Annotated in this window: 27 protein-coding genes; 8 read left to right on the top strand and 19 right to left on the bottom strand. The window is 35.7% G+C overall.

Annotated features, from left to right (window positions below; translation table 11 throughout):
- Window positions 1-19: 19 nt before the first annotated feature.
- Window positions 20-742 carry a gliding motility-associated ABC transporter permease subunit GldF gene (gene gldF / locus ACQ33O_RS05635; RefSeq protein ID WP_430994590.1) on the bottom strand — a complete coding sequence of 241 codons (723 nt, stop codon included), beginning with the start codon at window positions 740-742 and terminating at the stop codon, window positions 20-22.
- A gap of 119 nt (window positions 743-861) precedes the next feature.
- Here gldF and ACQ33O_RS05630 point away from each other — a divergent pair, with 119 nt between their 5' ends.
- Complete coding sequence (locus tag ACQ33O_RS05630) at window positions 862-1,998, top strand: hypothetical protein (protein ID WP_430994589.1); 1,137 nt, start codon at window positions 862-864, stop codon at window positions 1,996-1,998.
- Between the two features lie 234 nt (window positions 1,999-2,232).
- Here ACQ33O_RS05630 and ACQ33O_RS05625 read toward each other — a convergent pair whose 3' ends face one another.
- The 3 genes from ACQ33O_RS05625 to ACQ33O_RS05615 all read right to left on the bottom strand — a co-directional run bounded on the left by ACQ33O_RS05625 (window position 2,233) and on the right by ACQ33O_RS05615 (window position 4,439).
- Window positions 2,233-2,583 (bottom strand): HesB/IscA family protein, encoded by a 351-nt coding sequence (locus ACQ33O_RS05625; protein ID WP_430994588.1) that lies wholly within the window; start codon window positions 2,581-2,583, stop codon window positions 2,233-2,235.
- A gap of 90 nt (window positions 2,584-2,673) precedes the next feature.
- Complete coding sequence (gene iscU / locus ACQ33O_RS05620) at window positions 2,674-3,090, bottom strand: Fe-S cluster assembly scaffold IscU (protein WP_430994587.1); 417 nt, start codon at window positions 3,088-3,090, stop codon at window positions 2,674-2,676.
- Window positions 3,091-3,221: 131 nt separating this feature from the next.
- A complete protein-coding gene (locus ACQ33O_RS05615) occupies window positions 3,222-4,439 on the bottom strand; it encodes an IscS subfamily cysteine desulfurase (RefSeq protein WP_430994586.1) in 1,218 nt (405 codons plus the stop codon).
- A 145-nt stretch (window positions 4,440-4,584) separates the two neighbouring features.
- Between ACQ33O_RS05615 and mce the strand changes: the two genes are divergently transcribed.
- Window positions 4,585-4,983, top strand: coding sequence for a methylmalonyl-CoA epimerase (gene mce, locus ACQ33O_RS05610; protein WP_430994585.1), 399 nt, complete (start codon window positions 4,585-4,587; stop codon window positions 4,981-4,983).
- Here mce and ACQ33O_RS05605 read toward each other — a convergent pair.
- Complete coding sequence (locus ACQ33O_RS05605) at window positions 4,975-5,613, bottom strand: MBL fold metallo-hydrolase (protein WP_430994584.1); 639 nt, start codon at window positions 5,611-5,613, stop codon at window positions 4,975-4,977. The two genes, mce and ACQ33O_RS05605, sit on opposite strands and share 9 nt — an antisense overlap.
- A gap of 65 nt (window positions 5,614-5,678) precedes the next feature.
- Between ACQ33O_RS05605 and ACQ33O_RS05600 the strand changes: the two genes are divergently transcribed.
- Window positions 5,679-9,203, top strand: a complete 3,525-nt coding sequence (locus ACQ33O_RS05600) for a hypothetical protein (RefSeq protein WP_430994583.1) — start codon at window positions 5,679-5,681, stop codon at window positions 9,201-9,203.
- On the opposite strand, the gene ACQ33O_RS05595 is transcribed toward ACQ33O_RS05600, so the two are convergent.
- From ACQ33O_RS05595 to ACQ33O_RS05560, 8 genes are all read right to left on the bottom strand, one after another.
- A complete protein-coding gene (locus ACQ33O_RS05595) occupies window positions 9,200-9,778 on the bottom strand; it encodes a DUF1361 domain-containing protein (RefSeq protein ID WP_430996152.1) in 579 nt (192 codons plus the stop codon). The two genes, ACQ33O_RS05600 and ACQ33O_RS05595, sit on opposite strands and share 4 nt — an antisense overlap.
- A 61-nt stretch (window positions 9,779-9,839) precedes the next feature.
- A complete protein-coding gene (locus ACQ33O_RS05590) occupies window positions 9,840-10,187 on the bottom strand; it encodes a diacylglycerol kinase family protein (RefSeq protein WP_430994582.1) in 348 nt (115 codons plus the stop codon).
- 34 nt (window positions 10,188-10,221) lie between these two features.
- Window positions 10,222-11,793, bottom strand: coding sequence for a DUF4173 domain-containing protein (locus ACQ33O_RS05585; RefSeq protein ID WP_430994581.1), 1,572 nt, complete (start codon window positions 11,791-11,793; stop codon window positions 10,222-10,224).
- A gap of 27 nt (window positions 11,794-11,820) precedes the next feature.
- Entirely contained in the window at window positions 11,821-12,231 is a 411-nt protein-coding gene (locus tag ACQ33O_RS05580; protein WP_430994580.1) for a hypothetical protein, read from the bottom strand.
- Between the two features lie 45 nt (window positions 12,232-12,276).
- Entirely contained in the window at window positions 12,277-12,579 is a 303-nt protein-coding gene (locus ACQ33O_RS05575) for a winged helix-turn-helix domain-containing protein (RefSeq protein WP_430994579.1), read from the bottom strand.
- Between the two features lie 24 nt (window positions 12,580-12,603).
- Window positions 12,604-13,233, bottom strand: coding sequence for a hypothetical protein (locus ACQ33O_RS05570; protein WP_430994578.1), 630 nt, complete (start codon window positions 13,231-13,233; stop codon window positions 12,604-12,606).
- A gap of 72 nt (window positions 13,234-13,305) precedes the next feature.
- On the bottom strand, window positions 13,306-14,781 hold the full coding sequence (locus ACQ33O_RS05565; protein ID WP_430994577.1) for a YiiX/YebB-like N1pC/P60 family cysteine hydrolase: 1,476 nt from the start codon (window positions 14,779-14,781) through the stop codon (window positions 13,306-13,308).
- 46 nt (window positions 14,782-14,827) lie between these two features.
- Window positions 14,828-15,946, bottom strand: coding sequence for an aspartate aminotransferase family protein (locus ACQ33O_RS05560; protein WP_430994576.1), 1,119 nt, complete (start codon window positions 15,944-15,946; stop codon window positions 14,828-14,830).
- Window positions 15,947-16,247: 301 nt separating this feature from the next.
- Here ACQ33O_RS05560 and ACQ33O_RS05555 point away from each other — a divergent pair, with 301 nt between their 5' ends.
- Genes ACQ33O_RS05555 through ACQ33O_RS05545 form a run of 3 tightly spaced genes read left to right on the top strand, consistent with a single transcriptional unit; the run spans window position 16,248 to window position 17,357 of the window.
- A complete protein-coding gene (locus tag ACQ33O_RS05555) occupies window positions 16,248-16,769 on the top strand; it encodes a gamma carbonic anhydrase family protein (protein ID WP_430994575.1) in 522 nt (173 codons plus the stop codon).
- 46 nt (window positions 16,770-16,815) lie between these two features.
- Window positions 16,816-16,995: a hypothetical protein gene (locus tag ACQ33O_RS05550; protein ID WP_430994574.1), complete on the top strand. Its 180-nt coding sequence runs from the start codon at window positions 16,816-16,818 to the stop codon at window positions 16,993-16,995.
- 59 nt (window positions 16,996-17,054) lie between these two features.
- Window positions 17,055-17,357: a hypothetical protein gene (locus tag ACQ33O_RS05545; RefSeq protein WP_430994573.1), complete on the top strand. Its 303-nt coding sequence runs from the start codon at window positions 17,055-17,057 to the stop codon at window positions 17,355-17,357.
- Between the two features lie 67 nt (window positions 17,358-17,424).
- On the opposite strand, the gene rsgA is transcribed toward ACQ33O_RS05545, so the two are convergent.
- Window positions 17,425-18,351, bottom strand: a complete 927-nt coding sequence (gene rsgA, locus ACQ33O_RS05540; RefSeq protein WP_430994572.1) for a ribosome small subunit-dependent GTPase A — start codon at window positions 18,349-18,351, stop codon at window positions 17,425-17,427.
- Window positions 18,352-18,359: 8 nt separating this feature from the next.
- On the bottom strand, window positions 18,360-20,042 hold the full coding sequence (locus ACQ33O_RS05535) for an NAD+ synthase (protein WP_430994571.1): 1,683 nt from the start codon (window positions 20,040-20,042) through the stop codon (window positions 18,360-18,362).
- Between the two features lie 84 nt (window positions 20,043-20,126).
- On the opposite strand from ACQ33O_RS05535, the gene ACQ33O_RS05530 reads away from it, so the two are divergent.
- Window positions 20,127-21,125 carry a hypothetical protein gene (locus ACQ33O_RS05530; RefSeq protein ID WP_430994570.1) on the top strand — a complete coding sequence of 333 codons (999 nt, stop codon included), beginning with the start codon at window positions 20,127-20,129 and terminating at the stop codon, window positions 21,123-21,125.
- Here ACQ33O_RS05530 and ACQ33O_RS05525 read toward each other — a convergent pair.
- Together ACQ33O_RS05525 and apaG are read right to left on the bottom strand one after the other, a co-directional pair.
- Window positions 21,122-22,222: a fatty acid desaturase family protein gene (locus ACQ33O_RS05525; protein WP_430994569.1), complete on the bottom strand. Its 1,101-nt coding sequence runs from the start codon at window positions 22,220-22,222 to the stop codon at window positions 21,122-21,124. The genes ACQ33O_RS05530 and ACQ33O_RS05525 overlap by 4 nt on opposite strands.
- A gap of 93 nt (window positions 22,223-22,315) precedes the next feature.
- Window positions 22,316-22,702, bottom strand: a complete 387-nt coding sequence (gene apaG, locus ACQ33O_RS05520; RefSeq protein WP_430994568.1) for a Co2+/Mg2+ efflux protein ApaG — start codon at window positions 22,700-22,702, stop codon at window positions 22,316-22,318.
- A gap of 84 nt (window positions 22,703-22,786) precedes the next feature.
- On the opposite strand from apaG, the gene ACQ33O_RS05515 reads away from it, so the two are divergent.
- Window positions 22,787-23,014, top strand: coding sequence for a (4Fe-4S)-binding protein (locus tag ACQ33O_RS05515; RefSeq protein WP_430994567.1), 228 nt, complete (start codon window positions 22,787-22,789; stop codon window positions 23,012-23,014).
- Window positions 23,015-23,085: 71 nt separating this feature from the next.
- Here ACQ33O_RS05515 and ACQ33O_RS05510 read toward each other — a convergent pair whose 3' ends face one another.
- Both ACQ33O_RS05510 and nadC read right to left on the bottom strand, forming a co-directional pair.
- Window positions 23,086-23,430 (bottom strand): translation initiation factor, encoded by a 345-nt coding sequence (locus tag ACQ33O_RS05510; protein ID WP_430994566.1) that lies wholly within the window; start codon window positions 23,428-23,430, stop codon window positions 23,086-23,088.
- Between the two features lie 75 nt (window positions 23,431-23,505).
- The gene (nadC, locus tag ACQ33O_RS05505; RefSeq protein WP_430994565.1) at window positions 23,506-24,360 is read right to left on the bottom strand and encodes a carboxylating nicotinate-nucleotide diphosphorylase; all 855 of its coding nucleotides are present in this window, start codon (window positions 24,358-24,360) and stop codon (window positions 23,506-23,508) included.
- Window positions 24,361-24,387: the final 27 nt, after the last annotated feature.

Genomic DNA, 24,387 nt, shown 5'->3' with positions numbered 1-24,387 from the left:
TAATATTTGCATTTTTCGCTTAACGTCGGGCTATTCTTTTAACGGTGATCAATAAGAATAAAAATATCAGACTTAAAAAATAAACAACATCTCTGCTATCAAGCAATCCTCGGCTTACACTTCTATAGTGAAAATCTATTCCGGCCATTTCTATATAATAATCGGCACTACCCTGAAAAATCGGCAACCGACTTACAGCATTGAATCCGAAATATAACAGTAAACATGCAAATACACTTATTAAAAATGCAATCACAGCATTATTACTGAATCCACTACAACACAAACCTATAGCTGCAAATACAGCAGCCAGTAAAAACAAACCAATATAACTTCCAACAATTCCACCTCCATCAATTGTACCGGTTGCACTTAATTTTTGGATGGTAAAAACATAAATGAATGTTGGAACGATAATAAAGATGAGCACTAGTAAAACAGAGAAATATTTGCCCAACAATATTTGCCATTGGGAAAGAGGCTTGGTTTTTAATATCTCGAAAGTTCCTGTTTTAAATTCTTCCGATAGAGAACGCATGGTAATAGCAGGCACCAAAAAGACCAATATCCATGGTGCTAGCTCAAAAAATTTATCTAAGGTAGCATAGCCAAAATCGAATAAGTTGCTGTCTTTCAATACAAACAAAAAAAGGCCGTTCACCACCAAAAATAAAATGATGGAAATATAGCCTGTAAGATTCCCGAAAAACTGCTGTAATTCCTTTTTACAAATACTCCACATTGTTTTAAAATTGGTGCAATTTACTACATCGGGTGTTATAAAACTTTGTGCTGGGGAATAATGGGTAATTTTTATATATTTGGAGAGCAATCAATTTGAGGTACCTCTTAATAGTATTGATGAAGCATATTTTACTCTTACTTATCTGTTTGATGTTTACCGGCCTGGCCGTGATGGCAGATTTTGGAATTTCTGCTTCAGCGGTATATCTTGAAGTTAATGGTACCGCTTCGTTTTACAATACACAAAAATCAAACACACAATCTCCCATAAGCACATATAATCTCAATAACCAGTTAGGTGTTTTCGGTTTTAAAAGCGGCAACCTGGTATTGAACGGAGCAGAGGTAAGAGTAATCAGAAACGGTGTAGGCTCTATTTGTAACGGTAATCTATATTATGCTGTATATCCGGAAGACCAAAGACCAGATGCCCCAACCTTCAAGTCAATTAGCCTTGCGGTTGCCTGCTCTTGTAACGGAACAACATTTAGCAGTTGTGGTGGTGGCGCTTGTACCAGTGTATATGAACAAAAGCTACAAACTGTTGGCAAAGCTGTGGATCTGACAGATCTTGAGGCCGGCGACTATACTTTAGAGTTATATTATGATGTGTCGGGTGACAATTCCGGAGTAAATTGTTCAATACAACATGTAGACAATGCCAACGGGGTTAATTATCGTGCTAATTTTACCGTCAGTGCTCCACTTTCAGTTAATCTCTCCGCTTTTGGAGCTATTTGTACAGACCAATCGGTAAAACTTAAATGGTCTATTCAAAATGATCAGGACATTGTAAAGTATGAGATCGAAAAATCTTCAACAGGCCTTGTATTTACTCCTATTGGTTCAGTAAATGCTAACAGTGTTGCTACTTCCAGCAATTATGCTTTTATAGATAATAACCCTATAGTAGGTACTAACTATTATAGAATGAAAGTATATCACAAGAATACTGCGGTCAACGTTTCTTCTATTGTAAGAATATATTTCGGTAAAGTAGGCAATACTATTTTTATTTACCCCAATCCCTCGGGGTCGGAATTAGCTGTTCGCTTTGCAGCTGTAACAAAAGGACGCTATCAGATGAGTGTTTTGTCGAATGATGGCAGACGCCTGCTTACACAAACAGTAGAGCATGATGGAACTGATAAAACATTGAAGATCAACATGCCTGGCTCCTTACCAAAGGGTGTATATCGACTGTTTTTGATAGATCGTATAAGATTCTATAAACAAGCTTTTTTAATAAAATAATTTTATTATGCAGCAATTTCAAAACTGTTGCTGTCATATTGTAAGCATTTAATAAAATAATCCCTATGATGGGCTTTTACAAAAGCCTTATCAGACTATAAAACTGTTTACCAAAACCAACTACTGTGTGATCCCCCGACTTTATCGGGGGATTTTCTATTTAAAAGAAAAACAATAAAATATTTCACAAAAAAGCCCTTCAATATTGAAGGGCTTTTTTATTCATTTAGATTTTTATACTGCAAAACTTTCCCCACAACCACAACTCCTACTAGCATTCGGATTATTAAAGTAAAACCCTTTACCATTTAATCCATCACTGAATTCAAGCTCTGTGTTTACAAGGTATAAGAAACTTTTAAGGTCTGTTACAATTTTGATGCCCTTATCCTCAAATGCCTGATCCATTGGTTTTTGTTCGTTGTCAAAATCCATTTTATAGCTTAAGCCACTGCAGCCACCACCAACTACACTGACTCGTAAAAAATACGAAGGGTCGTCGCCTAAACCTGCATCTTTCATCAGGTCTACCACTTTTGCTTTTGCTTTATCGCTTATAAATATTGCGTTATCTGTTGCCGTCATAATCTAATATGCAATTTAGCAAATGTGCAAATGTGCAAATAGTGCCTACAAACCTCCATTGGCATATTTGCTAATTTGCAGATTTGCACATTAATGAACTACACTCTCTTCAAACTTAATAGCTTCCATACCGTTTTTAACACGATAATCGTTGATCGCTGCTTTGATAGCATCTTCTGCCAAAACCGAACAGTGAATTTTTACCGGAGGAAGATTTAATTCTTCTACGAAATCCATGTTATCAACTTTCAACGCCTCGTCAACGCTTTTACCTTTCAACCATTCTGTAGCTAAAGAAGATGAAGCAATTGCTGATCCGCAACCAAAAGTTTTAAACTTTGCATCGGTAATTAAACCTGCATCATTTACTTCAATTTGCAAACGCATTACGTCACCACATTCCGGTGCTCCTACCAAACCTGTACCAACGTTCTTACTTGCTTTATCAAGCGTACCAACGTTTTTAGGGTTTTGGTAGTGGTCGATTACTTTTTCTGAATATGCCATGATTTTTGCCCCCATCCCCTAAAGGGGAGTTTGTACTCTGCTGGAGGACGCAGGTTTTAATATTTTGTAAAATAAGAACTCTTAAAAAAAATTATACTTTTTGCCTTTTCTCCCCTTTAGGGGATGGGGCATTAATGGTGTGCCCACTCTATCGTACTTAAATCAATTCCTTCTTTATACATTTCCCAAAGCGGACTCATTTCTCTCAGTTTCAACACCGTTTCACTGATGGCTTTAATGGTATAATCAATCTCTTCTTGAGTTGTAAAACGGCTTAAGCCAAAACGTAAAGAACTATGTGCCAGATCATCTCCCAAACCTAATGCTTTTAAAACATACGATGGTTCAAGAGAAGCCGAAGTACAAGCTGAGCCTGAACTTAAAGCAATATTTTTATTAAAGCCCATCAACAACCCTTCTCCTTCAACATGTTTGAAAGAAATGTTTGTTACATGCGGTAAACGATGTTCTGTACTACCGTTAATGTATGCTTCTTCTAATTTCATTAATTCTGTTTCAAGATGATCTCTCATCTTACTGATGCGTTTTGTATCTTCTTCCATATCCAACATACACAATTCACACGCTTTACCAAAACCAACAATCCCCGGAACATTTAAAGTACCGCTTCTCATTCCTCTTTCATGACCACCGCCATCCATTTGAGCAGTAACTTTTACTCTTGGATTTTTTCTACGAACATACAACGCACCAACACCTTTTGGTCCGTACATTTTATGAGCTGTAAAAGCCATTAGGTCAATACCATCTTTATTTACATCAACCGGTATTTTACCTACTGCTTGTGTACCATCTGTAAAAACCAAAACACCATGCTTACGAGCAATAGCACTGATCTCTTTGATCGGCATTACTGTACCAATTTCGTTATTGGCATACATGATAGCTATTAAAATAGTAGTTGGTTTGATCGCTGCTTCTAATTCTTTCAAATCAATTAAGCCATCGGGTTTAACCTGTAAATAAGTTACTTCACCGCCAAGTTTTTCAATGTGCTTACAAGTATCTAAAACCGCTTTGTGTTCTGTAGTAGCAGTGATGATATGGTTACCTTTACTTGCATACATTTCATACACACCTTTGATACCAAGGTTATCACCTTCGGTAGCACCGCTGGTAAAAATAATTTCTTTCGGATCTGCGCCTATTAATTTAGCAACCTGCTCACGGGCATAATCAACTGCTTCTTCCGCTTCCCAGCCAAATGGGTGGTTACGACTTGCCGCATTTCCAAAATGCTGTAAAAAGTAAGGTGTCATCGCCTCCAAAACCCTTGGGTCCATTGGAGTGGTAGCATTATTGTCCAGATAAATCGGCAATTTCAACATAGTATCTTCTAATTTAATTTTATAACACGAAATTAATACAAACTGTTCTATTTTAGCTTATAAATCGACTCCAAATCAGTCAATTTACCTATTTCGTAACAAGTTTTCAGCTATCAAACGCCTATTCTGACCAAACACATCAATTATGCTAAAAGTAGAACACATTGGTATCGCTGTTAAAGAACTGGCAATATCTATTCCATTGTTCGAAAAACTGTTAAATAGTCAGTGCTATAAGACGGAATCGGTTGAAAGTGAGCATGTAAATACTGCATTCTTTCAAACAGGTGACACAAAAATTGAATTATTGGAAAGTATTACCAATGATGGTGTTATTGCCAAATACATAGAGAAAAAGGGTGAAGCCATACACCATATAGCTTTTGAAGTATTAGATATTGAAGCTGAAATGCAACGATTAAAAGATGAAGGATTTATTTTATTAAATGAAACTCCCAAAAAAGGAGCCGACAATAAATTAGTTTGCTTTCTTCATCCCAAAACTACCAATGGAGTTTTAATTGAATTGTGCCAATCAATTTAAATATGGATTATACATTTTCTCTTCGCCAATAGTAGTAGCAGGACCATGACCACTATGGACGATCGTTTCATCGGGTAGTACAAATAGTTTTTCTCTGATACTTTTTAATAATGTTTCGTGGTTTCCTCCAGGCAGATCGCTTCTTCCGATACCTCTTTGAAACAACACATCACCTCCGATTAAAAAATGCTGCTTTGCCGAATAGAAACAAATATGCCCGGGAGAATGACCGGGTGCTTCAATCACTTTTAATTCATCCTCACCTAACAAAACAGTATCTTTTTCTTTTAATAGAATAAAATCGCCGACATAATTATCGAAAGGCAAATTATACATCAGGCCGGAAGTTGGTGCAAATGCCAACACTTGTTGCTCAATTTCGTGTAGCTGCAGTGTTAGCCCGTAAGTTTCGGCTACAAATTTGTTACCAAATACATGGTCTAAATGGCAGTGCGTATTGAGCAACATTTTAGGCTGCAAGTGCATCTGTTCAATGAATGATTGCAGTGTTGCTTTTTCCTCATCAAAATAACAGCCGGGGTCTATGATCATACACTCTTTCGACTCATTATAGAGTACATAGGTATTTTCCTGAATAGGGCTAAAAACAAAGGATTTTATCTGTAACACTTTATTAAAGATTTGATATTGAGCATTTATTTTAAAACAACTAATTTTAAGGTACAATTCAGTTTATGCAAAGTAATGTCTCTTTTAAATATAATCATAGAATGTGGAAAAAGCTCAATAATGAACAAATAGCACAAGTGAGTGACACAACGATGGTGAATAGTGGTACTAAAGCCGGTATCAAAATTATTTTTATACTACTGCTTTCATATTGCCTGTTTCCGCTTATTACAAAAGCGCAAGTTAATGCCGTTGAATTTGGAAAGAACCGTATTCAATACAAAAAATTCAAATGGGAATATTATCAAACAAAAAACTTCAATGTTTATTATAGCCAAAGCGGACAGGAGCTTGGAAAATTTGTTGCGCAGGTAGCGGAGAAAGAATTACCTGCATTAGAAACTTTTACTGAATACAACCTGCAACGAAGGGCAAATATTGTTGTTTATAATGATTATAAAGATTTCAAACAATCAAATATTGGTTTGGGCTCCGATTGGCAAAACACAGGCGGACTTACCAAATTGGTAAACAACAAAATGGTAGTGTACTTTAATGGAGACCATGAAGACCTTCGCAAACAAATTAAAGAAGGTATTGCCAAAGTGCTTACTGAAAATGTTTTGTTCGGCGATGATTTTGGAGAGATCGCAGGCAACCAGGCATTACTTGATCTGCCTCAATGGCTTACAGATGGTTACATTGCATTTACCGGAAACAACTGGAGCACGGCATTAGATGATGAACTAAAAAGTGAAATACTCAGTGGCAACTACAAAAATTTTTACGACTTCGCTTTTGAAAAGCCATTATTAGCCGGTCACTCGTTCTGGTACTTTATTCAGGAAAAATATAAAAAAGAAAATGTTACTTATCTGCTTTACTTGGCACGTATCTATAAAAATCTGAACAAAGCCTGCGAACAGGTTTGCAAAAAAAAGTTCAAAGCGGTGCTTGCAGAATTTATGGAATATCAGGAAGAAAAATATGATAACGATATCAATAGAAGAAAGCCTTATCCAAAAGGGAATTATATTGAGAGTTTCGATATCAATAAAAGACTCGATTATTACAGGATAAATGTAAATCCGAATAAAAAGATCAATGCGTACGCATTTGTACAATACAAAAAAGGGATAACAAGAGTAATATTGAACGAAGATGACGAAAACACCACTTTGCTTAAATATGGTGTTAGAACATACAAAAATGCAGTTAACCCCGGCTATCCGTTGTTAGCATGGAACCCAACGGGAACAAGGCTTTTAGTTATTTATATAGATGAAGGAAAAGTAAAAATGTTTGAGTTTGATACAGAGGCCAGAATTAAGAGGTACAAACTTGAACTTAGCGATAAATTTGATCTCATACAGGATGTTAGTTACAGCCCTTATAACAGTGAAATGCTTTTGATAAGTGCCGTAAAAAATGGCCACACAGATATTTTCACATTTGATATGGGCAAAGAAAAAGTGCAACAGATCACTAATGATGTTTATGATGATCTGGATGCATCGTTTGTGCAGTTTTCAAATAAGAACGGGATCATTTTCAGCAGCAATCGTCCTTCACCTGATGCAAAAAGCGGGGATACCGTATTGCCCAGCAATAATCGTTACAATGTTTTTTTAGTTACCAATTTTGGTGGTAAAGCAGAATTAAATCAGATATCTCAATTGTCAAATTTAAAATATGGCAATGCCCGATATCCGATGCAATACAACATCAATCATTTTACTTTTATCAGTGATGAGAATGGTGTTGGCAATCGTTATGCAGGTTTCTTCAATACAAAAAGTTCCGGCTTGGATACATTGGTTTTGATAGGGGAAGATATTTTACACAACCCTTCTGAAAAAGAAGTTGACAGTGTACTTAAAGCTAACAATAAAATGGATGTTGACTCAATTGCAGTAGTTGCCATCTCTGAAGATTCTGCTTATACTTTTCCCTTAACTAATTATCAAAGCAGTGTTGCCGAAACTCGTATTGCCGGCGAAAACAATCAGGTAAGTGAGGTAACCAGACAAAGTGATGAAAAAATATTATATAAACTTAAAATAGACGAGAATACACTTAAACGCAGAAATATAACGGTGCCGCCTACTACCTATATGAGAAACATTGTAATGGCTGACAAGATCGTTCAGGAAGCTGCTGCAATAGATAGTAACATTATTGTTGATTCGGCAAAAGTAGAAAATGATATTTTCCAATCTGAATTCAGTAATGAAAAGCAGGATAGCGTGGCACTTGGCCAAGTATTTACTACAAGCGAAAACGCCGATGAGAATGTGTTGCAAAAGGCAAAAAATTACAAATACAAACCTGTAAAATTTTATGTAGATAATGGTGGGGCTGAGTTATTCAACAATGCAATTTTATTAAACAGATACCAACCATACCAAGGCGGAAGAGGACCTATTACACTACAACCGAATACTGTTGTAAACGGGTTTATAAAATTTGCTGTTTCTGAATTAATGGAAGATGTAAAAATCCTTGGCGGTGTAAGGTTATCTTCTAATCTTAAAGATCATGAATGGTTGTTAAGTTATCAAAATTTTAAAAGAAGAATTGACTGGGGGACAACCTATTACAGAAACAATGAAAAATTTCTTTTTGGAACCACAATAGATGATAAACCTACCGACGATATAAACCAGGTACAAAGCAGATATTTATACCCTGCCAAAGCACTTACAAATCTGTATCAGGTAAATGTTAGTTATCCGTTTGATGAAACAAAAAGACTGCAATTAACCGTTGGCATACGCAGCGACAGAAAAGTATATTCTACGGTTGATTCCATTTTTTCCGGCAAACCGAATGTGATACCAGATGAACACCGTATGTTCCAAACTACCAACTTGCAATATGTTTATGACAATACATTAAACCCTGCACAAAATATCTGGCATGGCTTAAGATACAAGGCATTCATTGACTGGAATACCGATATCAGCAAAGAAAAATTTGCTTCGGGCAAATTCAATTTCAACTGGGGTTTTGATGTTCGTTATTACTATCCTATTTACAGAAACTTCATTTGGGCAGGAAGAGCTGCAGGGGATTTTAGCTGGGGTAGCCAAAAAACTATTTACTATCTTGGCGGTGCCGACGGGTGGTTTAAACCATCTTTCAACTCTAATAACAAACCTGCTCAGGATCAGACATACGCATTTCAATCATTGGCATTAAATCTTAGAGGTTTTACACAAAATGTTGCTAACGGTAATAATGCAGTTACTATCAATAGTGAGTTCAGATTACCCGTATTCACAACATTTTTCAACAATCCGATCAACAATGCATTTATACGCAATTTCCAAATAATACAATTTTTTGATATTGGTTCGGCATGGAATGGTGGGTACAACGGAATAAAAAGACCTGTAAATATTTATGGTAATCCTCCGGTACAAGTAAGAACAAAAGTTGGCGGTATTGGACCATTTGCCGGTGGCTATGGATTTGGTGCAAGAAGTGTTTTATTCGGTTATTTTGTAAAATTCGATATAGGGTGGCCAATGGCCGGTTTTTTCAGAGGGCCTTCTGTTAAATATTTAAGTTTAGGATTGGATTTTTAATGAGTCGAGGTGGCTTTAAGTTGTCTTGATCCATAATATAACAAACTGAACAAACAAGTAAGCAATACTGTTACTGCCCATGTTCTGTAATGTTCCACCGGATATACACAACGTATCGCAATTTGCTTTACCAATAACAGAGGCTCAGAAACTATGTCCCAACTGTTCCAACGCAAAAACCTGCCTAAATAAACTCCGAATGAGCCGGCGAATAAACAGAGAAATACTACACCATTTACCAGGGGCCGGGTAAACTTTGCCCTCAAGAATATTTCAACCTTGTAGAGTGATGCAAAAGCCATTATCAACCCCACTAAAGAACTTGTAAATAATAATACCGCATCATACCAAATCGGTATATTCTGTCGCTGTTCCAAATGAATAAGGTCGGTTACAATGTATAATGCATTAGGGAAAAATAACAACCAAATACTTATAAGAAAAGTAGAGATAAATTTTGTCTGATTTGTTTTTAGAAACAAGCTTACTTTAAAAGGTATCCAGGCCAGAAATAAATTCCACAAAAGAAACAAATATGTTTTTGTGTCGGCATATAAAACCCGGCAGACTAACATTGCAATAATAAAAGTAGCAAAGATTCCAAGCCATTTTTCAAAAGTCGATAACCGTATCATATTAATTAAATATTTTAGGAATAAAAATTATACAGCCAATTATACTGCTACCAATAGCACTTACCAGAACAGCTCCTGCGGCAATATCTTTTATTATTTTTATGGTTGGGTGAAATGCTTTATTGATATGATCACCTATATTTTCTAATGCAGTATTGATCATTTCAGTGACCACTACCGACATGCAACACATGACAATTAGTACCCATTCAATTTTACTAATTGAAAAGCAAATACTCAATAATATAGCAATGCTCATCATAAATAAATGAATTCGAAAATTCAATTCCTTTTTACAACACTGCCATATTCCATTTAAAGCATAGCCAAAACTCAAAAATATTTTCACCGCTTAAATTTATTTCAATTAATAAATTACAATTCTATAAACCATTCTTCGTTTTGGAAAGATATTTTTTCACATAATCATCAGACATATTCCATGAAAGCCACGAGTATGTATTTTGATCCTGTAAAAAATCCTTTTTTCTGTTTTCAAATACTTGTTTCGGATCAAGTGGCGAACGATACAAATATTCACCTTCACCTCCTTTAATAGGCGTCAATGCCTGCTGCAACACACCAACATTTTTTTCTATTAAAGGCAAGGTTTTATCCGAAAGAGAAAGTAAAAATTTAACATCTAACTGAACCGTACCTTTTCTTGCAAGATTATATTTTGCGATCATTTCATCCCAATGAAAACAAGATGAAACAACCAATATCAGTATTGCAAACCATGCATTTACTCTAAGCAAATAATAACTTGTTTTATGTTGTTGGATCTTTATAAAAACGGTGATCAAACCAACCAATACAAGTAGCAGAAAAACCAATACTCCAATGCGTTTGTAGGCCAAGCCCATATGGGCTATATAATAATAATCTCGAAACAAAACAGAAATGACCAATATAGCATTTTGAAATAACCATGCATAAGCACCATAACGTAACCATTTATTCTTCTTGTAAAAATTCAAATTACCTCTGAAGAAAAACAACAGCAACACCATTGCTACCATTATAGAAAAAATAAGCATTCCTGCACCTTCATGTACATATTCAGAAAGATTGATATTGTTATTATAAGTGAACCCAAACCATACATACATAATATCAATGCAATTGATAAACAGCAATAAAATATTTAATAAAACCAGACTAATGATTCCTGTAATATTTTCGTTTCTTAAGGCCATCACTCCATTAGCAAAACGCCCCATGAATATGGAAAGTAATTCAAACCAATGCGTCTCTTTCCATTTTTTCAGATCATTTTTCTTTCTATATAGATCATTCTTTTGGCTGATATCTGCTGTTGAGAAATATCCAATATCGCTTTTTAATAAAAGTCCACCGGTAACAAACAGACCAACCAATAAAAACCCAAATCGCTGCCAGCTAAACCAAGTAAAGAAACGGGCAAAGAAATGTTGTATAGCCATTCCAACATCATTCATCAGATTCTGAAAAACAACGTTGGCAAAATTGTACATCAGAAAAAATGCAAAAGTCAATATCAATGGAATGATAAGAAATCGAAAGAATTTGCCGGAACCCCTTAATTTGAAACCGCCTTGTTTCATTGATTGAATGTTGTTGAAAAAAGAAGGCAACATCATTAAAAAATTAGCAATAGCAGAGGCAGCTGCATACCAAACAGAACGATGCAGGTATTCGGCAAATATTACTACCAACAACAATGTTGTACAAAATGCCAGTTTGCTTAATACAGTGTTATGAATAATTACAGCCGCCAGTGTAATGATGTTTGCCGCTAGCAACCATTTTGTCAATGGCTTTGAAAAAGTACCAGGATACAGATAAAATACCGACGTTAATATAAACGCTGCGAAAAGTACCGTATTTAAGGCAAGTTTTTCCTGCCAGAAAATACAATTGAATAAAACAGCGCCTACCGCTACTAAGATGATTTTTAATGACTCGTTTTTCATTTATTTAATTTTTATTGTTCTCGTTATTTACTTGCTTTTAGTATTAAGTGATACGATGGGTCGATGGTGAATCATGATCGCTGTAATAGCAGCGACTACACCAAAGAATCCCAGATAATTTTCCTGTCCTTTAAATTCATGCCCTAACAAAACCACAAAAAGGAGTCCGCTTGCTGCCGAACAGATGATTCCTGTACGAAGCAAAAGCCTGAAAAGGTTTTTATCTTTTGTATTTGAAATAAAGACCAGCCAAAAAATAAAAATGCCGGGGGCAGAGAACAACAATGAAAAAACAAGCGCAAGTACGAATACCCCCGGCCAACTATCTAAATACTCCGCTTCGGAAAAAATCAATAAGGTGGCACTTAACAGAGCATTGATCATTGCTGCTAATACCCAAATGGTGAAACTATACAAGATGGTTCTTAAACTATACATATTTTAAAAGCACTTTGTTTTTCAAAGTATAAATACAAAAAAAAATTATTTTGATGATCTGATCATTTTTTCCAAAGCCTCTATATGAGCTTTGAAAGCCCTTTCACCTGTTTTGGTAACTGAATAAGTTGTGTTTGTCTTTCTACCAATAAAGCCCTTTTTAACTTTTATCACATCGTTCTCTTCCAAACTTTTAAGATGACTGGCTAAATTTCCGTCAGTAATTTCCAGCAATTCTTTCAGATCATTAAAGTTCACTTCCTCATTCACCATGAGCGCACTCATTATGCCCAGCCGAATACGGCTGTCAAAAACTTTATTTAAATGTTCTATCGGATTAGTTGCCACTTTAAAAATTTTAATGCTCCCAAATTAGTCAACTGTTCTTTCATATCTATTCCACATAATCGCCCCGTAAACAATATGCAAAACGCCAAAGCCAATTGCCCAAAAATACAAACCGTAGCCAACCATCCAACAATTGATCACACCCAATATTAGCTGTGAGTAACCTAAATATTTTACTTCACCCAAAGTGTACTTACTGGCATTTACTAACGCAAGACCATAAAATATTAAACAACCCGGTGCTATCAATGCATAATTGCCAAACTCAATTTCTTTAAGTAAAAATAAACCACCTGCTACTAATGGAACTGCTACAGCAAACAATAACCTTCTTGATGCAGCTCCCCAAATTGCAACACCATGCTTTCTGCTACGATAATAAGTAAAAAAGAAGGCAGACACAAAAGCTACAATAAAAGTTGTAGCAGCAATCATGATCAGATTTCTTTCCAACTCACCCCAATCGGTTCGATAGGGATCTTGAAACATGGGAAGCCAATGGTCTATTTGATCTTTGGCCACGAAGGCGGCTATTAACGCCGTAATCCCTGCAGCTATGCCACTCCAACCACTCAAACTAATGAAACGACTACTGCGTTCCATCATTTGTTTAATGTGTTGCAAGTCTTTTAGCGATTCTTGTTGTTCACTCATAAAAAGCACTTTGAAAAACAAAGTAAATAATTAAATCTCAAAATTCCAAGATTTTTTTTGGTTAAGGCGATTTTATTTTTCGGAAACAGCAGCCTCAGCAAATTTTACCAGCTGCCAGTACGGAGGCTTATACCCATTTTGCCGTACAAAATTTTCTGCATCGATTTCAACCTTTTGTTTCGTTGAAATATGCATTGCAACAAAGGTTTGATTTTTGAGTGCTTGGGTTGCACTCATTCCCTCGGGTATGATTCCTTCTTTACCAAATAGGTTTTTTATCCAGCAATACCCTTTCACAATTCTCACCAATGGTAATTGCCAGATAGTATATCCGATCGATTCTCCTGCATTCGCTTTTTCCAGTAATGCATCCATCACCGCATTATCAATATGATCTTTATACAAGGTTGCCGGATCTCTCCATTCAGCCACAACAGCAAGTTGTGGATCATACTCCAGATCTGATGGCATTTGCGTAATGAAATTTTCTACTCCAAAATCATGTAACCAATTAACCACTCCCTGCGATGAAATTGTAGAACTTGCTTTCCATAGTTGTATTCCATTTTTTCGGTACCCGTAAGATGCAACTTCTGAACAAAACAAAGCTGATGAATCTTTATAATTCATTTTAAAATCGTAAGGTATATGCTTAGATAATGCAAGCTCATACATTTGTTTCGCTGCTTTTTGAGGCAACATACTATCTTTTTTCATTGCAGGATGATCAGCTCTTAACCGCATTACCATAAAGCGTAATTTTTTATCTTTTACATAATCGTCTACGGAAGAAACTGCAACACCTTTTTCTATATGTGCTTCTATCAAATATGGTTTGTTCGTTTTTTCTTCAATATAGATCAATGCTACATGAGAAAAATTACCCGGATAATCATTACCTCTCGATATTAATGCAGAAACCTCTGCTCCGCCTCGGGATACTAACATATCACCACTATGTACTTCTATTCCAAAAATTGTTGTAGAAGGTGTATTCGATTTTTCAGCTGTAACCAACATGGTAGATGGAAATTGCTTACTATCTGCTTGCAATAAAACTTCTTCTATTGCTTGTCGCATTCCATATAATAAAGAATAGATCGTATTTTTTGAAGCCGGATCATTCATATTCCACTGCTGCGATTGCAGTTTGATATATCCTCTGAATTGATTGTAGAAATCTATAAATGCAGGTATGGAATCTTGCTTTGCAGCAACTAACGGTGCCAAAGAAAAAAAAGCACTTTCAATTATTTGCAGATCATTATCAGTTGCCGTAATATTTTTTGTTTGCAGCAATGTAAATTTTTCATTTAAAATTGAATGGAGTACTGCAATGGATGAACTAAGTGTTACCGGAGAATCTGATTTTGCAGCTTTGAAAGTTTTTTCAAGACTTTGCCAAAGGGCATCACTATTCCATTCGAATGATTTTTTTGATGACTGAATGATGTTACCTGTATCTTTTGGATCAGGAATGAGTAAGATCAAATAAAGAATACTTAGTGAAAGAAAAATACGAATACTTGCCTTTTTTAATTTCTTCATGGTAATTTTTTCACAGGTGTCAAATGTTTGTGAACCGTCAATACACCTAAATAATTTCTATAATTTTTTTGCAAGCAATTTTAATTTCTTCTTCTGTAATAACTAATGGTGGCACTATGCGTAAACAATTGGATGCAAATAAAAACCAATCTGTGAAAACACCTTGCTCAACCAACGCATCAATTACCTTTTTATTTATCTCGAAATTTTCAAATTCAACAGCAATCATTAATCCGCAACTACGTACAGCTTTTATAGAAGGGTGTTTTAATAAAGAAAGAAACAATTGTTCTTTTTGTTTTACACCTGCTATTAAATTTTCTTCCAGCAAAACATTCATTGCCGACATACCGGCAGCACAACAAACCGGATGACCACCAAAAGTATTGATATGCCCTAACACAGGATCATGCGTAAGTGAATTCATTATTTTTTTATCTGCTATAAATGCGCCCAATGGCATACCACCTCCAAGTGCTTTTCCAAGCAATAAAATATCGGGCACAATATTAAATTGTTCAAATGCCCATAGAGACCCATTTCTACCAAAACCACATTGAATTTCATCCAGCACCAGCAATACTCTTTTTTCAGTACAGCGTTTACGCAATGCTGTTATCCAATCTTTTTCCGGAGTTATCACGCCTGCCTCAGATTGAATTGTTTCTGCAATAACACAAGCAGTTCTTTCTGTTATTTGTTCCAGATCATCAAAAGAATTGTAATTCAGTTGTAAAATATCCGGCAATAATGGACGGAATGCATTGCGCCAATATTCGTCTCCCATGATGCTTAAAGCACCTTGAGTGCTCCCGTGGTAACTGTTTTTGAAAGAGATCATCTGCGTTCGGCCGGTATATCGTTTTGCTAATTTCATGGCACCTTCTGTTGCTTCGCTGCCACTGGCTGTATAAAAAACTGAGTTCAATGTTTTTGGTAGATGATCGGTCAGCAATTTTGCATATTGCACCTGCGGACTTTGCACCAATTCGCCATACACCATAATATGCATGTAATCATCCAGTTGCTTTTTTATTGCTTCAACAACTTTGGGATGTCGGTGACCAACATTACAAACACTGATACCTCCTATCAGATCAATAAACTCTTTACCATCAACATCCCACATACGACTGCCTTGGGCTTTCGCAATTTCTAAAGCCATAGGTGAAGGTGAAGTTTGTCCCACGTGATTAATAAATAACTGCCTTTGATTCATAAGTAACAAATTTCGTAAAGAAAGTTTGATATTTGTGAGATAAGTCAAAAGTTAAAAGGCAAAAACAAAAAGTTGTATCAGTTTGAGGTTTTGAATTTTTACTTTTGAGCTTGTTGACAATAGGTATGTTGTACAAATCCCGATTCCAAGTGTAACATCGGGATGCCGATAAGATCGGCAAGTGACACAACGATCCCCAACCAGTTGGGGATGAAAAACAAATGTTTGTAACAAAAAAATAAAAACTATGGCTTTGATTCTTCCCGTAAAAGGCATACTGCCTCAGATTGGTAATAACTGTTTTGTGGCTCCAAATGCTACAATTGTTGGTGATGTGATCATGGGTGATGATTGCAGCGTATGGTTCAATGCAGTGATACGTGGTGATGTGAACAGTATACGCCTTGGCAATAAGGTAAATGTACAGGATGGAGCCGTAATTCACTGTACTTATGAAAAAACCAAGGCAATTATTGGAAATAATGTTAGCATCGGACACAATGCATTGGTACATGGATGCGTTATAGAAGAGAATGTGCTGATTGGAATGGGGGCAATTGTAATGGATAATGTGAGAGTTGGAACCAATAGTATCATTGCCGCCGGGGCCGTAGTGCTTGAAAATACAATAGTTGAGCCCGGAACGATCTACGCAGGTGTACCTGCCAGAAAGGTAAAAGATATTTCTCAAGAGTTGATAAATGGCGAAATAAACCGGATAGCTAATAATTATTTGATGTATTCATCGTGGTTTAAGGATGTAGAGTAAATGTTAAATAGCTTAGTAGTCTGCAGTTTTTATGTATTTTTATGCTATGAAAAAAATTATTATTGCTTTAGTTTGTGTGTCATTTTTAGGAAGTAGCTGTTCTCTTTTTAGAAAAAAAGAAAAATATGGCTGTCCTAGTGATGGAAGAAATGTTGGAGCTGAAAAAATTGCATCCGGAGATGAGAAAGCGATGAAAAAAAGTAAGAAAGCCAAGTTCAGAGGATAAGTAAGTGAGCAGTTTGTGTTGACACTTGGATGAAAATCGAAACCCTAAAATCCAAATATATGTGCTACCAACTGAAAAACCAATTAGGTAATACTGAAGCTGTTATTGATGATAGCTGTGGCATTTCCAAATTCTACGCAATCGCTGATGTTTTATCCAGCGCTCTTAAAGTAAATTTCTTAAACCAGGTTGATGATGCTGAAACATTGAACTGGGATTTCTCTTACAAAAAACAGATTCTTACACTTCATTATAATATGTTCAATGGTGTGTCTATTTATCCTCAACACATTAAAAGTATCAAGAGAGAAAATAATGCAGTGATGGAAGTGGCTAAGTTTTTAGAAAGAAGAGCTTATTAATTTTAATAAATATTTTGAAGCAACATTGGTTTTTACAATAGGTAAAAGTTGATGTTGCTTTTTTGTATCAATAACTCTTCTCTTCAATTTTATCAAGAATATTACAATAGCTGATGTACCGATCCATATGTATGGTACCGTCTTCAACAGCTTTTTTTACAGCACAATTTTTTTCGTTGGTATGCATGCAATTATTGAACTGACAATCATTGATCAACGTTCTCATCTCAGGAAAATAGTGTGACAGTTCTTGCTTTGGAATATCTACCAATCCTAACTCTCTGATACCCGGTGTATCTATAATTCTTCCTCCCAAAGCTATATCAAACATTTCGGCAAAGGTAGTAGTGTGCATTCCTTTACCGCTCCAGTCACTTACTTCAAGGGTTTTTAAATTTAATTCAGGAAAGATGGTGTTGATAAAAGTTGATTTACCTACCCCGGAATGGCCACTCAGCAAAGTCGTTTTATTTGCTATTATGTTTTTCACTTCTTCTACCCCATCACCCGTTTCAATACTCATTGAAACTACCTTGTAACCAATGTTTTCATAGATACTTTTTACCTCGGCAAATTTTTCCTTTTCTTTCTCTCCGTACAGATCTGATTTATTAAAAACAATGATCGTTGGAATGTGATAAGCTTCGGAAGTAATTAAAAATCGATCGATAAAACCCTGTGATGTCTTAGGATCCTTCAAAGTTGCAAACAGCAAACTCTGATCTAAATTAGATGCTATGATATGATGCTGATTTTTATTGTGCGGAGAAATCCTGGTAATATAATTGCTTCTCTTCTCAATACCGGTAATGGTCAATGTATTTTCTGTTTCATTTTCCATTTCAACAAGTACTACATCTCCTACTGCAATCGGATTGGTAGAGGTAATACCATCCATTTTCAATTTTCCTTTTATACGGGCATTGCAAAATACACCCTCTTCATTCTTCACGGAATACCAGCTACCTGTACTTTTATAAACTATTGCTTTCATGTAAAAATTTAAGAAAGATATTTTCCTACAATTGGTACCCTTCTACCAACACCAAATGCTTTAGGTGACACTCTAATGATCGGACAAAATTGGTTTCGTTTATACTCATTCAAATTGACCATTTTCAAAACCCTGTCTACCAAAGCAGCATCGAAGCCCTGTGCTTTAATTTCATTCGGACCTTGCCTTCTTTCAATGTATTGGTACAAGATTTTATCAAGTATAGCATAGTCAGGTAAAGAGTCTGCATCTTTTTGTCCAGGTCTTAATTCTGCGCTCGGTGCTTTGGTAATGATATTGGTTGGTATGATCTCTTTATCACGATTTATGTATGCTGCTAATGCATACACTTGCATTTTATAACAATCTCCCAATACGCCGATACCGCCGGCCATATCGCCATAAAGCGTACCATAACCGGTTGCCAATTCGCTTTTGTTAGATGTATTCAATAATATGTATCCAAATTTGTTGGCTATCGCCATCAACAAATTTCCTCTGCTTCTGCTTTGAATATTTTCTTCAGCTAAACTAAACGGCAGGTCTTTAAAAATTGGTTTTAGCTCACTTAAAAAACTATCGTAAATATTTTTTATTGGAACGATATCGTAAGGATTATTCAGGTTCTTACTCAATTGTTCAGCATCACTAACACTATGGCCGGTGCTGTATTGAGAAGGCATTAAGATTGCTCTTACATTTTCGCTGCCCAACGCAGTACAAGCCAGAGCCAATGTAACTGCACTATCAATACCACCGCTGCTGCCTAAAATTGCTTTCGAAAAACCCATCTTGCCAAAATAATCCTTTATGCCCATTACTAATGCATCATGTATATCAGCAATATTTAAATGTTCATCTAAACCGATTGGATTTAAGTCAGTATCAGGAACATCTTTGGCTTGTGTGATGATCGGACCATCAATACTCCCATCATCATTCAAAACAAACCCTTCAAGCTTTGATTGAAACATTGGCAACTGTCCGCAGAGATTTGCATTCTTATCAAATACAAGTGAGGCTCCATCAAAAACAATTTCTGTTTGACTACCTACACCATTGCAATAGAACATCGGTAGCTTATATTTTACAACATTTGCTTTGATGATGGCCTTTCTGTCTTGTTCATGTGTATAATCAAATGGCGATGCAGAAATATTGATCATTAAATCCGGTTGCTGTTCCATCAATTTATCCATCGGACAAATTCGGTACAAAGGATTATCACCCAAATTCCAGATATCTTCACAAATAGTAATGGCTAATTTCTTGCCTTTGAATTCAATTACATTCCAATGATAAGCCGGCTCAAAATACCGGTATTCATCAAACACATCGTAAGTAGGCAAACATGTTTTATGTGCAATGCCTTTAATTTCTTTATTGTATAAGAAATAGGCCGCATTAAAAAGATCTTTCCCTTCTTTTACCGTATTTCTGTCGGGTGCTCCAACGATAACACCGATCGTATCTGCATGTTTCCTGATAATATCAATGGCTTCATTACACTTATTGATAAAATCATTGAACTCTAAAAAATCTCTTGGCGGATAACCGCATACACTTAATTCGCTGAATACGATCAGATCGGCACCGTCTTTTTTTGCAAGATCAATTGCACAGCATATTTTTTCTGTATTGCTCTCAAAATTGCCGATATGATAATTTTGTTGTGCTAAAAAAATTTTCATCTTGCTATACCTGAAATTATTTGTATTATTTTTTAGAAATGATTGTCTTACTTTGTAAAGTTACTTATTAAAGCCATTATTAAAATGAGATTATTGATCGTTTTTGCCGCAGCCATTCTATTTGTGAGTTGTAATAGCAGCAATACTCCGGATGTATCGAATATTAAAGTAAACATTACTACTGAACGATATGAAAAAAAATTGTTTGATACAACCGCTGCAAGTTTGACTGAATATCTTCAAAAATTAAACTCCGGTTTTACTACTTTGTATATTGATACAATTTTAGGGCTGGATCATAGATGGCGTGCCGATACACTTGCCCCGATAATGAACAATGTTATTAGAGCGTACAGAGATATTTATAACGAATCTGAAAAAAAATACAGTGACTTTACCCCATACGAAAATGAAATAAAAAAAGGGTTACAATTTACCAAATACTATTTCCCCGACTATAAATTACCGGAAAAAATAACTACGTTTATTGGACCTGCCGATGGTGTAGCCACAGCAGTAGCATCTAACACAATATTGATAGGGCTGCAAAATTATTTAGGAAAAGATTTTCCTTTATACAAAACCGCCGAAGTCCAAACTATTTATCCTGAATATATATCACGTCGTTTTGAGCCTGAATACATCAGCATCAATTGTATGAAAAGCATTATTGAAGATATGTATCCGGATAGATCTGATGACTTTACACTTGTAAACAAAATGATAGAAAAAGGTAAGCGACTGTATATATTAAGTAAGTTACTTCCTGCCAAGAAAGAGTATCAATTGATCGGTTATACTGAAAAGCAATTAGAAGCATCGTATAAAGATGAAGACAAAATATGGGATCTGTTTGTACGTAATTCTTTGTTACAACAAACAGATTTGCTGGCTACCAAAAGCTATATTGATGAAGGGCCAAAAACGCAAGAACTTGGAGAAGGATCACCTGGAAATATCGGTTCTTTTTGCGGATGGCAAATTGTAAAAAAATACATGCAGCAAAAAAAAGATATAAGTTTATCGCAACTTATGAGTACCGATGACGAAACTATTTTTCAGGAAGCTAAATACAAGCCTTAAGCAGCTTGCAGTTTGACCATTTCAACAGGTTTTTTCCCAAGTGATTTCATTACTCTGAAATGTGAAGCCAATGCTTCAAAAAAACTGTCGTATTTGTTGTATGGAAGATTGTACTCTTTGCATTTTTCCATAACTATTTTACTGATAGCCGGATAATGCACATGACTTACTCGTGGAAACAAATGATGTTCTATTTGAAAATTCAATCCACCAACAAACCAAGAAATAATTTTGTTATTCATTGAAAAATTAGCAGTTGTTTTTAATTCATGTTCAGCCCAGGCTGTTTCCAAATGTTTTGTTTCATCTAAAGCAACATTTTCAAACTCAGTAATTTCAACCACATGGGCCAATTGAAATACCAACGATAAAGTAAGTCCCATTACAGCATGTGTAATAAAGAACCCTGCCAGCCATGGTAAGAAACTGAATTTAAGAATTGGTAAAACAATGTAAAAAGTAAGATATCCAAGTTTAGTTAGCCAGAAAACCAATTTGTTTTTTGCAGACATCTTCCAGGCATCTGTTGTATAGATTTTACGAGAAAAATATTTTGTAAAATCCATAAAAAATATCCAAAAAATAGAAGACATTGCATAGATCGGCACCAAATATAAATGCTGAACTTTATGCGCCGGCACCCATTTCTGTGTTTCACATTGACGAATGATCGGGCTCTTTGCAATATCATCATCAATACCATCTACGTTTGTATAAGTGTGGTGAATGATATTGTGTTTTTGTTTCCAGAAATAAGAATTAGCGCCTAAGAAATTAGCTGATAAACCGATAGCATCGTTCAACCATGGTTTAGTACTATAACTTCCATGATTTGCATCATGCATCACACTAAAACCTATACAAGCGAAAGTAAATCCTGAAAGTGCGCAAAGCAAAATTGCTGTTAATGTAGATACATCCGTTAACATCAAAGCGGAGTAAGCTGCTATTGCCGTACCGATCAAAATGAATGATTTCAGATAAAGTCTGTAGTCGCCTGTTTTTTTGATTTTCTTGTCTTCGAAATATTTATCTACTGCTGCTTTCAGGCTTTGATAGAATTCATTGTTTCGGTTGTCAAAAGTTACTTTGGCCATACAAGAGATATTTCGTTGAAAATGAATGAAAATTGATGATATTGTCTCAACCAATAGGCGTGAAGATACGCCAAAATATGTTAAGAAAAACACCTAATTCATTTTGAAAGGAACCATCATTTCGAAGGCAGGAATGGTAACGCTGAATTGCTTCTGATTACTGATATTTTCCATGGTGTAAGTGCCATGCATTTTACCCATTTCGGTACGCAAATTACAACCACTTATATACTGATAATTTTCTCCGGGATTGATCTGTGGTTGAACACCGATAACACCTTCTCCTTCAACCTCTCTCATACTTCCGTTGGCGTCATAAATGTACCAGCATCTTCTTAATAATTTTACGGGATAAGCATTGTTATTGACGATCGTTATCCTATAGGCAAACATATACTCGCTGTTTACAATATTACTGTAATCAGGTTGATAGAACACTTCTACGCTTACTTTTATGCCTTCGGATATTTGTGAGATCATTTAAAGGAAGGTTTACTGTAAAAATAGTTCAAAAAACTTGTCTTTTCCGTAATTTTGAAAATCAATTTTGTTAAACACTGTGTTATGCCTATATCATCAATGAAATATACGAACGGAGAAATAACCGTTCTTTGGAAACCAGACATTTGCACCCATTCCGGAATATGTGCCAGAGGGTTGTTTGAGGTTTTTAATCCAAATAGAAAACCCTGGATTGATATGAGTCAGGCAGATACGCAAACAATTATAGAGCAAGTTAAAAAATGTCCCAGTGGGGCTTTGAGTATTTTGGAACAGGGCCATAAAGTTTAGTGAACATTTAACGCTCAAGTCGTTTAATGGTTTGTGTAATAAAGTAGGCAACGTGTTAAACCAGTAACGATTTAAATCTTTCTGGTTTGCTGATACCCATTCTTCAACAACCATTGTAACACTTTATCCCTGTTATCTCCCTGCACAATAATTTCACCATCTTTCACCGAACCACCTGTACCACAAAAAGATTTCAGTTTCTTACCCAGTTCTTCTGCATCAGCAGTTGTACCAATAAAATTATCTATTAGTGTTACTGCTTTACCTGCTCTGTGTTTAGTGTCTAACCTCACTTTTAATTTTTGCTGAGCAGGCAATAAACTTTCCTGCTCTTCTTCCTGCTCCGATGAAGGTTTAAAATTCGGATCGGTTGAATAAACCAATCCTCCCAAAGAATTTATTTTTTTTGCTGCCATTCCTACAATAATTTAAAAAATATTAAGCATTTCACTCTAACAATTTGCCCATTTGCATATTGGCACATCAGCACATCATTTCAGAGGCACTGCTTTCAAACTCAAATCCAAGCTTCTTGCCTGATGAATAACCGCTCCACTGCTGATATAATCCACTCCAGTTGCAGCATACGCTTCAATATTATTTAGGTTGATACCGCCACTGGCCTCGGTTTCATACCTTCCTCCAATAATTTTTAAAGCTTCCGCAATCTGCTCTGGTTTAAAATTATCCAGCATAATACGATCAATTTTTCCAACAGACATTACCTTTTTCACATCTTCTATCGACCTTGTCTCCACTTCAATTTTTAATCCGTTCTTTTTCGTTTGTACATAAGCGTAAGCTTTGTCGATCGCCTTTTCTATGCCGCCGCAATAATCAATATGGTTATCTTTCAACATGATCATATCATACAATCCAAAGCGATGATTTTCTCCACCGCCAATCTTCACCGCTTCTTTCTCCAGCAGTCTGAAATTAGGTGTTGTCTTTCTGGTATCAAGCAGTTTTGTTTTGTAGCCTTTTAATTTATCGGTATACACTTTTGTTAAAGTAGCTATTCCGCTCATGCGTTGCATGGTATTAAGCACTAACCTTTCACATTGTAAAATAGTATGTATTCGAGCCTGCACCTCAAATGCCACCTCCCCATATTTCATTTGCTCGCCGTCTTTTTTAAACCCTGAAAAAATAACGTCAGGCTGCATATATCGAAATATTTTTTCGGCAACTGTTACACCTGCAAGAATACCATCTTCCTTGATCTTCAAAACAGCCTTGCCGGCTGCAGTCGCATCAATACTTGATAAGGTGGAGTGATCTCCATCTCCAATATCCTCTGCCAATGCATTCTCAATAAGCTCATTTAATTGTTTCTCGTAATTCATTGTATGCAAATCTATAAAAAATAAAAA

Origin of the sequence: Ferruginibacter sp. SUN002 (assembly GCF_050611725.1) — a bacterium.
In the GTDB taxonomy this organism is placed as follows: Bacteria; Bacteroidota; Bacteroidia; order Chitinophagales; family Chitinophagaceae; genus Ferruginibacter.
The sequence above is the reverse complement of the archived record's forward strand: the minus strand, read 5'-3'. Positions and strand labels throughout refer to the sequence as shown.